Source organism: Streptomyces sp. NPDC059398, assembly GCF_042751845.1.
Classification (GTDB): Bacteria; Actinomycetota; Actinomycetes; order Streptomycetales; family Streptomycetaceae; genus Streptomyces.
Window position 1 is genome coordinate 1 of the sequence record NZ_JBHYWP010000172.1, and the last position, 7,473, is coordinate 7,473.

Consider the following 7,473-nt stretch of genomic DNA (forward strand, 5'->3'; position numbering starts at 1 on the left):
GAGACTGAGTGGGGGGGGGGGGCGCGGGTGTGGCGGGCGGGCGCTGTCCTGTTTTGGTCGGGGGGGGGGGGCGGGCGGGGGCGCCCCGGCCCCCCCCCCCCTTTCGTCAGCGGACCGGCCCTCATTCGTCAGCGGACCGCCCCTCAGAAGAAGACCGACCGCCGCTGCACCAGCAGCTTGTACAGCGTGTGCTGGATCTGTTCCCGCACCTGATCGGTCAGGTTGAACATCAGCATCGGATCCTCGGCGGCCTCGGCCGGAAACCCGTCCGTCGCGATCGGCTCACCGAACTGGATGGTCCACTTCGTCGGCAGCGGCACCAGGCCCAGCGGCCCCAGCCACGGGAACGTCGGCGTGACCGGGAAATACGGGAAGCCCAGCAGCCGCGCCAGCGTCTTCGCGTTACCGATCATCGGGTAGATCTCCTCCGCCCCGACGATCGAGCACGGCACGATCGGCACCCCGGCCCGCAGCGCGGTCGACACAAAGCCGCCCCGCCCGAACCGCTGGAGCTTGTACCGGTCGGAGAACGGCTTCCCGATCCCCTTGAACCCCTCGGGCATCACCCCGACGACCTCACCGCGCTGGAGCAGCCGCTCCGCGTCCTCCGCGCACGCCAGCGTGTGCCCGGCCTTCCTGGCCAGCTCGTTGACGACCGGCAGCATGAAGACCAGATCCGCCGCGAGCAGCCGCAGATGGCGCTCCGCCGGATGGTGGTCGTGCACGGCGACCTGGAGCATCAGACCGTCGAGCGGCAGCGTCCCCGAGTGGTTGGCGACGACGAGCGCCCCGCCGTCCGACGGGATGTTCTCGACGCCCTTCACCTCGACCCGGAAGTACTTCTCGTACAGCGGCCGTACCGCCGACATCAGCACCTGGTCGGTGAGTTCCTTGTCGTACCCGAACTCGTCGACGTCGTACTCGCCGGTGATCCGCCGCCGCAGGAAGGCCAGCCCGCCCGCGATCCGCCGGTCCCAGTCGCCCCCGGCGGCCGACGACGCCCGCTCCGCCTGACCGTGCACGGGCGCCACCGGATCCGACGGCTCAGCCTGCCCGTCCGGCCCGTCCGTCCCCGGACCCGTCTGCTGCTCCGGTACGGGCGCGAGCGGCCCGGTGGCGGCCCTGCCCCGCGTCCCGGACCGCTTGGCGGGCTTGCCGCTCCTGTTCCGCCTCGCCCTCGGCTCGTCGCCGAAGGGGATGACCTTGGCATCGGCCATGTCAGATGCGCTCCTTGCTGACGGAGTGGGCGGGGGTCACGGGCCGGCCTGCACCGGCGGCGGTGGGCCCGGCAGGCCCGACGGATTCGGCGAAGGCGGCGACCCGGTCGACCGCCCGCGCCAGCGCCCGGGGCGGCAGCAGGCCGTCGCCGCGGCTGAGCGCGAAGTCCTCGAAGGTCTCGGCCGTCGAGTATCTCGGTTCAAAGCCGAGTGTCTCGCGCATCTGCGCCGTGCTGACGACCCGGCCATGGGTGAGCAGCCTGATCTGCTCCGGTGAGAAGTCGGTCACTCCGACGGTCCGCAGCGCGGAGCCGACCCAGTTCACGGCGGGCAGCAGCACCGGGACGGTCGGCCGGCCGAGCCGCCGCGAGCACTGCGAGAGCAGCAGCACCCCGTCGCCCGCGATATTGAAGGTGCCGCTGTTGAGGGTCCCGCGCGGCGGTTCGCCGAGCGCCAGGCGGAGTACGTCGATGACGTCGTCCTCGTGGACGAACTGGAGCCGCGGGTCGTAACCGAAGACGGTGGGCAGCACCGGCAGCGACAGATACTCGGCCAGCGGATACTCCGTGCTCGGCCCCAGGATGTTCGCGAAGCGCAGCACGCAGACCGCCACATCGGGCCTGCGCCGGGCGAAGCCCCGTACATAGCCCTCGACCTCGACCGCGTCCTTCGCGAAGCCGCCGCTGGGCAGCGACTTGGGGGGCGTCGTCTCGGTGAAGACGGCCGGGTCGCGCGGCGCCGATCCGTACACATTGGTGCTGGACTTGACCACCAGGCGCTGCACGCTCGGCGACTTCTGGCAGGCGCCGAGCAGCTGCATGGTGCCGATGACGTTGTTCTCCTTGACCGCCGTCCGGCCGCCGCTGCCCAGCGGGGTGCCCGTGACATCCATATGGACGACCGTGTCGACGTCGTACTCGGCGAGTACCCGGGCGATGGCGGGCTGGCGGATGTCCGCCCGTACGAAGACGGCGTCACCGAGGCCGTCCGCCGGCTCCGCGATGTCCACCGCGATCACCCGGTCCACCTCGGCGTCGCGCTGTATGCGGCGCACGAGCCGGCCTCCGAGCTGCCGGGCCACTCCGGTGACGAGCACGACCTTGCCCAAGATCAGCGCCTTCCCATTCGGACTCCCGTACGGGCCACGGTAGCGGCTCGTTGTCGCGCGGTACCGGTGATGCGCTCCGTGAAGTCATCGGAAATCTACCCGCAGGAACGCGCCGAGGCCCTCCCACCATGCTGGCGGGAGGGCCTCGGAACCACGTACAGCTGTCGCTTACTTCTTGTTGCGACGCTGAACGCGGGTGCGCTTGAGCAGCTTGCGGTGCTTCTTCTTGGCCATCCGCTTACGCCGCTTCTTGATAACAGAGCCCACGACTACCCTCGCTCACTTCTCTTCACTCGGTGCGGGGCGTCTGGGCCCACACGACCTACGTCGGCCTAGCCTACCTGCCGCCGAGTGAGGGACGTAATCCGAGGGGAACCCCGGGCTCCGACCCGACCCAGCTAGGCGGTCTGGACCCCCACGAAGGACTCGCGGAGGTACGCGTGCACTGCTTGCTCCGGCACCCGGAAGGACCTGCCCACCCGGATCGCCGGCAGATGACCACTGTGCACCAGCCGGTACACGGTCATCTTGGACACTCGCATCACCGAGGCGACTTCCGCCACGGTCAGGAACCTGACCTCGTCGAGAGGCCTCTCACTCCCAGCAGCCATGACCCACCTGAACCTTCCGCACCCGACGGGGCACCGGCTTCCCCTTCCGGTGACTCTTCGTCGTGGCGCGCTCACTCACCAGACTAGGTGCGGGTGATACGAGTGGGGAAGAGGAGCAACACCCCCTTCCCTACTGGGATATCAGCGCACGATCAATGACATAACGGGTGAGCGGCCGATAGTGGTCCGGCCGCACCGCATCGTCGAGCGGAACGGCCACCGAGACCCGGCCCTCGGCCTCACCGACGAAGAGCGCGGGGTCGTCGGTGTCCGCCAGCCCGATGGCCTCGACCCCCAGCTGACCTGCCCCGCAGACCCATCCGTGGTCACCGACGACCAGCCCGGGAAGCCCGTACGAACCCCCCGCCGCGGCCTCCAGCGCGACCCGGACGGGAAGCGGTGAATGGGTGTGTGCGCCGGGCTCACTCCCCGCCGTCCGCACGCCGGGTTCGCGCATCAGCGCGACTCCCCGTACGTACTCCAGGAGGTGCGTACGTACGCCGAACCGGGTCGTTATGTCGACACTGCGGCCCTGCGCGGGGGTGAGGACAGTACATCCGGCCGCCGACAAGGCGTCTGCCAGCCCGGCGTAGAACCCGAGCAGCCGATGCGGATGCCCGGTCCCGAACAGCACACCGGCCCCACGCGCCACAGCCTCCCGGAGCCGCCCGGCGAACGCGTCGAGCGCGGCCACCGTCCGCTCCGGATCGATGACATCGGGTCCCGACACATGCCCCGGATCACCGGACACCCCGCACCGCTCGGCCATCAGCCCCAGCAACTCCCGCTCCCCCCAGGCCCGTTCGGGATGGAGCCCGAGGGTGGCCCGCGGATCACGCGCCGCGAAGAGCCGATAACTGCGCAGACTCACCTCACGGGAGGTACTCACGGCCCCGGCCAGCCCGGCCGCCAACAGATGCGCACGGAGTGCGCCGGTGGTCAACACCCTGCCGATGGTGCCGCAATGCCCGCCGGGGCGGGCGGGAACGACGGATATGCACCACAGTTGGCGTAACCCACGCGCCGGCAGCTCTCAGGCCGTCCCAGAACTCCAGAGCCGGTCCGGCGATTGAGGACACCACCCCGAGCCATCAGGCACCACAGGCACCCTCTCGAGCCCGTCCGGCGATTGAGGACAACCCGGGCCGCCCAGTACCGCAGACCCCACCACCAAGCCCGTCCGGCGATTGAGGACACGGGGGTCCGGGGGCTTACCCCCCCCCGGTTTCGGGAAGGGGCGGGGAGGGGAAAGCCCGCCGCAGGCGCCCACCCACACCGCGCGCCCGCCCACACCGCACCACCGCCCCACCAGGCGCCCCCCCTAAGCCAACAACCCCCGCAAGGGAAACGCCGCCCGCCGAGTAGCAAGCACAGCCTGATCAAGCCGATCCGCAGGGTCGTACCCCTCGTCCCACGACCGCCACTTCACCGGCCACCGCCCATCCGTCATCCGCGCGGGCCCCACCCCCCGGGTCCGCGCGTACACCTCGTCCCGCCAGGAAGCCGGAATGACCGACTCGGGCTCGATCTCGGCATGCCCGGCGATCCCCACCAGATGCGTCCACGACCGCGGTACGACGTCGGCCACGGCGTAACCACCCCCGCCGAGCGCCACCCACCGCCCCCCGTCCGCGTACGTGTGCGCCAGCTCGTGGCAGGCGGCCTGCACAGCCCGCTGCGCGTCCAGCGAGACCGCCAGATGCGCCAGCGGGTCCTCGAAGTGCGTGTCGGCCCCGTGCTGCGACACCAGCACCTGCGGCCGGAAGTCGGCGAGCAGCTCGGGGACCACGGCGTGGAACGCCCGCAGCCACCCGGCGTCCCCCGTCCCGGCCGGCAGCGGCAGGTTCACCGCCGAGCCCTCCCCCGCGCCCTCGCCCGTCTCGGTCGGGAAACCCGTACCGGGAAAGAGCGTCCGGGGATGCTCGTGCAGCGAGACCGTCAGCACCCGCGGATCGTCCCGGAACGCCTCCTGCACACCGTCCCCGTGGTGCACGTCCACATCGACGTACGCGACCCGCTCCGCCCCCAGTTCGAGCAGCCGGGCGACGGCCAGAGCCGCGTCGTTGTAGATGCAGAACCCGGAGGCCGCCCCCGGCATCGCGTGGTGCAGCCCGCCCGTGAAGTTCACCGCGTGGTCCGTGTCACCGCGCCACACCGCCTCCGCCGCACCGACCGACTGCCCGGCGATCAGCGCGGAGACCTCGTGCATCCCGGCGAAGGCCGGATCGTCCGGTGTACCGAGACCGTACGAGACGTCCGCCGCCGCCGGATCGGCCGAAGCCGCCCGTACGGCGTCCAGATAGTCCGCCCGGTGCACCAGCCGCAGGGTCGAGTCCCCGGCCGGCCGGGCGGCGACGACATCGACCGCGCGGTCCAGTCCGTACGCCCGGACCAGCCCCATGGTCAGTGCGAGCCGCACCGGATCCATCGGGTGGCCGGGCCCGAAGTCATACCTCGTTACTGCTTCGTCCCACATCAACAGTCCGCGGCCGCTCATGCCGCACACCGTATCGGGCATCGCCGTGGCCGAACGAGCGGGCGTACCCGAGGGTCGCCAGCACCAGGACCATCGGGATGAGCATCGCGCCCCGGTAGTTCCACGCGTCCCCGATCGCCCCGACCAGCGGCGAGCCGACCAGGAATCCCACGTAGTTGAAGATGTTGAGCCGCGCGATGGCCGCGTCCGACGCCTGCGGGAACAGCCGCCCGGCGGCGGCGAAGGTCTGCGGCACGATCACACAGAGCCCGAAGCCCAGCAGCGTGAACCCGAGCATCCCCACCCAGGGCCCGGTCGCCGCAGCCACCACCCCGAACCCGAGAGCGGCGACGACCGACCCGAACCGCACCACGGCCACCGCACCGAAGCGCCGCACCCCGAAGTCCCCCACGGCCCTGCCCAGCAGCGTGGTGACCATATAGACGTTGTACGGGACGGTGGAGAGCTGCTCGGAGCTGCCCAGGACGTCCTGCAGATACTTGGCGCTCCAGTTGGAGACGGTCGAGTCACCGATGTAGGCGAAGGCCATCACCAGACACAGCGGCAGCAACATCCGGAACACAACAGAACCACCGGCCCCGCCGGCCTCACCGACCCCACCGGCCTCAGCAACCACCTCGGCACCTGCAAGGGCACCCGCACCCCCATCCGTCCCCGCGGCCGCCCCATCCGCCTCCCGGGCGTCCGCGTACCACCGGCTCGCCACCAGGCACGCGGGCAGCGCGATCACGACCACCGGCCAGTACGAGGTGAGCAGCGACAGATGCCAGTGCGCCCCGGCCCAGGCCAGCGAGGCCCCGGCGATCCCACCGAGGCTGTACGCGGCGTGGAACCCGAGCATGATGCTGCGCCCGTAAGCCCGCTGGAGACTCACCCCCAGCATGTTCATCGAGGCGTCCAGCGCACCCACCGCGAGCCCGAACACCCCGAGCGAGACAGCCGCCTGCCAGAGCTGGGTACCGGCCGCGGCACCGAGGAGGGCCAGCAGCACCACGGGCTGCGCCCAGCGCAGCACGGCCGACGGCCGCACCCGCTTCACCAGCTGCTCGGTACCGACGCTGCTGAGCCCCGCGAGGACCGGAACCGCGGCGAGGAAGACGGGAAGCAGGCCGTCGGATATCCCGTAACGGTCCTGGATGGCAGGGATCCGCGTCACCAGAAGCGCGAACGCGGCGCCCTGCGCGAAGAAGCTGAGCCCCAGAGAGGCCCGGCCGTGCCGCAGGCGAACATCTGTCGTCATGGCGGCACAGTAGGCCCCTCGCCTACCCGTGGGTAGATGGATCAGGCAAGGAGTTCGGGCAGTTGCGACATATCCGAGAAGAAACCGTTCGCACCGGCGAGCCGCTCGGCCGGAGTCATCGCCGTAAACCCGTACACATCCATCCCGGCGGCATGGGCGGCCGCCACTCCGAGCGGGCTGTCCTCGATGACGACGCACCGCTCGGCGGCCACGCCCATCTGCTGGGCCGCGTGGAAGAAGAGGTCCGGCGCCGGCTTGCCCCGCCCGACGTCCTGCGCGCTGAAGATCCACTCGTCCTCGAACCACTCATCGAGGCCGGTGACCCGCTGGCTCACCCGGATCCGCTCGTGGGTACCCGAGGAGGCGACGCAGTACGGCACCCCCTGGGCGACCAGTCCGCCCAGGACGTCCCCGACTCCGGCGACCGGCTGGAGCTCGGTCTCGTACGCGGTGAAGATCCGGGCATGCAGGGTTTCGTCGAAGTCGTCGGGAAGCGGCTGTCCGCTCCGCTCCAGGATGGTGTCGTGCACCCGGTGCACGGCGGCACCCATGTAGTCACGGAGGGACTCGTCGTACGAGGTGGGGTGCCCCAGCTCAGTGAGGTACCCCGCGAGGATGGTGTTGGAGATCGGCTCACTGTCCACAAGGACGCCGTCGTTGTCGAAGATGACCAGGTCGTAGCGCATACCTTGACCATAAACGCAAAAATGCCTCAGCCCCGGACCATAACGGTCCGGGGCTGAGGCCAAAAATTGTTCGGCGGCGTCCTACTCTCCCACAGGGTCCCCCCTGCAGTACCA

Annotated in this window: 8 protein-coding genes; all 8 read right to left on the minus strand. The window is 70.5% G+C overall.

Features of this window, described 5'->3' with window-relative positions; genetic code table 11:
• Positions 1-143 precede the first annotated feature (143 nt).
• Positions 144-1,217, minus strand: coding sequence for a lysophospholipid acyltransferase family protein (locus ACFXBC_RS34335; protein WP_385033780.1), 1,074 nt, complete (start codon positions 1,215-1,217; stop codon positions 144-146).
• Between the two features lies 1 nt (position 1,218).
• Positions 1,219-2,325: an NAD-dependent epimerase/dehydratase family protein gene (locus ACFXBC_RS34340; RefSeq protein ID WP_385033783.1), complete on the minus strand. Its 1,107-nt coding sequence runs from the start codon at positions 2,323-2,325 to the stop codon at positions 1,219-1,221.
• A 168-nt stretch (positions 2,326-2,493) separates the two neighbouring features.
• Positions 2,494-2,592: a 30S ribosomal protein bS22 gene (locus ACFXBC_RS34345; protein WP_003948845.1), complete on the minus strand. Its 99-nt coding sequence runs from the start codon at positions 2,590-2,592 to the stop codon at positions 2,494-2,496.
• A 131-nt stretch (positions 2,593-2,723) separates the two neighbouring features.
• On the minus strand, positions 2,724-2,936 hold the full coding sequence (locus ACFXBC_RS34350) for a helix-turn-helix domain-containing protein (RefSeq protein WP_385033787.1): 213 nt from the start codon (positions 2,934-2,936) through the stop codon (positions 2,724-2,726).
• A gap of 130 nt (positions 2,937-3,066) precedes the next feature.
• Positions 3,067-3,882: a phosphatase gene (locus ACFXBC_RS34355; protein ID WP_385033790.1), complete on the minus strand. Its 816-nt coding sequence runs from the start codon at positions 3,880-3,882 to the stop codon at positions 3,067-3,069.
• 375 nt (positions 3,883-4,257) lie between these two features.
• Positions 4,258-5,433, minus strand: coding sequence for an acetoin utilization protein AcuC (locus tag ACFXBC_RS34360; protein WP_385033793.1), 1,176 nt, complete (start codon positions 5,431-5,433; stop codon positions 4,258-4,260).
• Positions 5,384-6,673, minus strand: a complete 1,290-nt coding sequence (locus ACFXBC_RS34365) for an MFS transporter (protein ID WP_385033796.1) — start codon at positions 6,671-6,673, stop codon at positions 5,384-5,386. Before ACFXBC_RS34365 ends, ACFXBC_RS34360 begins: the two co-directional genes overlap by 50 nt.
• A gap of 41 nt (positions 6,674-6,714) precedes the next feature.
• On the minus strand, positions 6,715-7,359 hold the full coding sequence (locus ACFXBC_RS34370; protein ID WP_385033799.1) for an HAD family hydrolase: 645 nt from the start codon (positions 7,357-7,359) through the stop codon (positions 6,715-6,717).
• Positions 7,360-7,473: the final 114 nt, after the last annotated feature.

Coding starts and splice junctions, on each gene's coding strand:
- ACFXBC_RS34370 (WP_385033799.1), bottom strand. CDS start 7,359: ATGCGCTACGACCTGGTCATCTTCGACAACGACGGCGTCCTTGTGGAC.
- ACFXBC_RS34365 (WP_385033796.1), bottom strand. CDS start 6,673: ATGACGACAGATGTTCGCCTGCGGCACGGCCGGGCCTCTCTGGGGCTC.
- ACFXBC_RS34360 (WP_385033793.1), bottom strand. CDS start 5,433: ATGAGCGGCCGCGGACTGTTGATGTGGGACGAAGCAGTAACGAGGTAT.
- ACFXBC_RS34335 (WP_385033780.1), bottom strand. CDS start 1,217: ATGGCCGATGCCAAGGTCATCCCCTTCGGCGACGAGCCGAGGGCGAGG.
- ACFXBC_RS34350 (WP_385033787.1), bottom strand. CDS start 2,936: ATGGCTGCTGGGAGTGAGAGGCCTCTCGACGAGGTCAGGTTCCTGACC.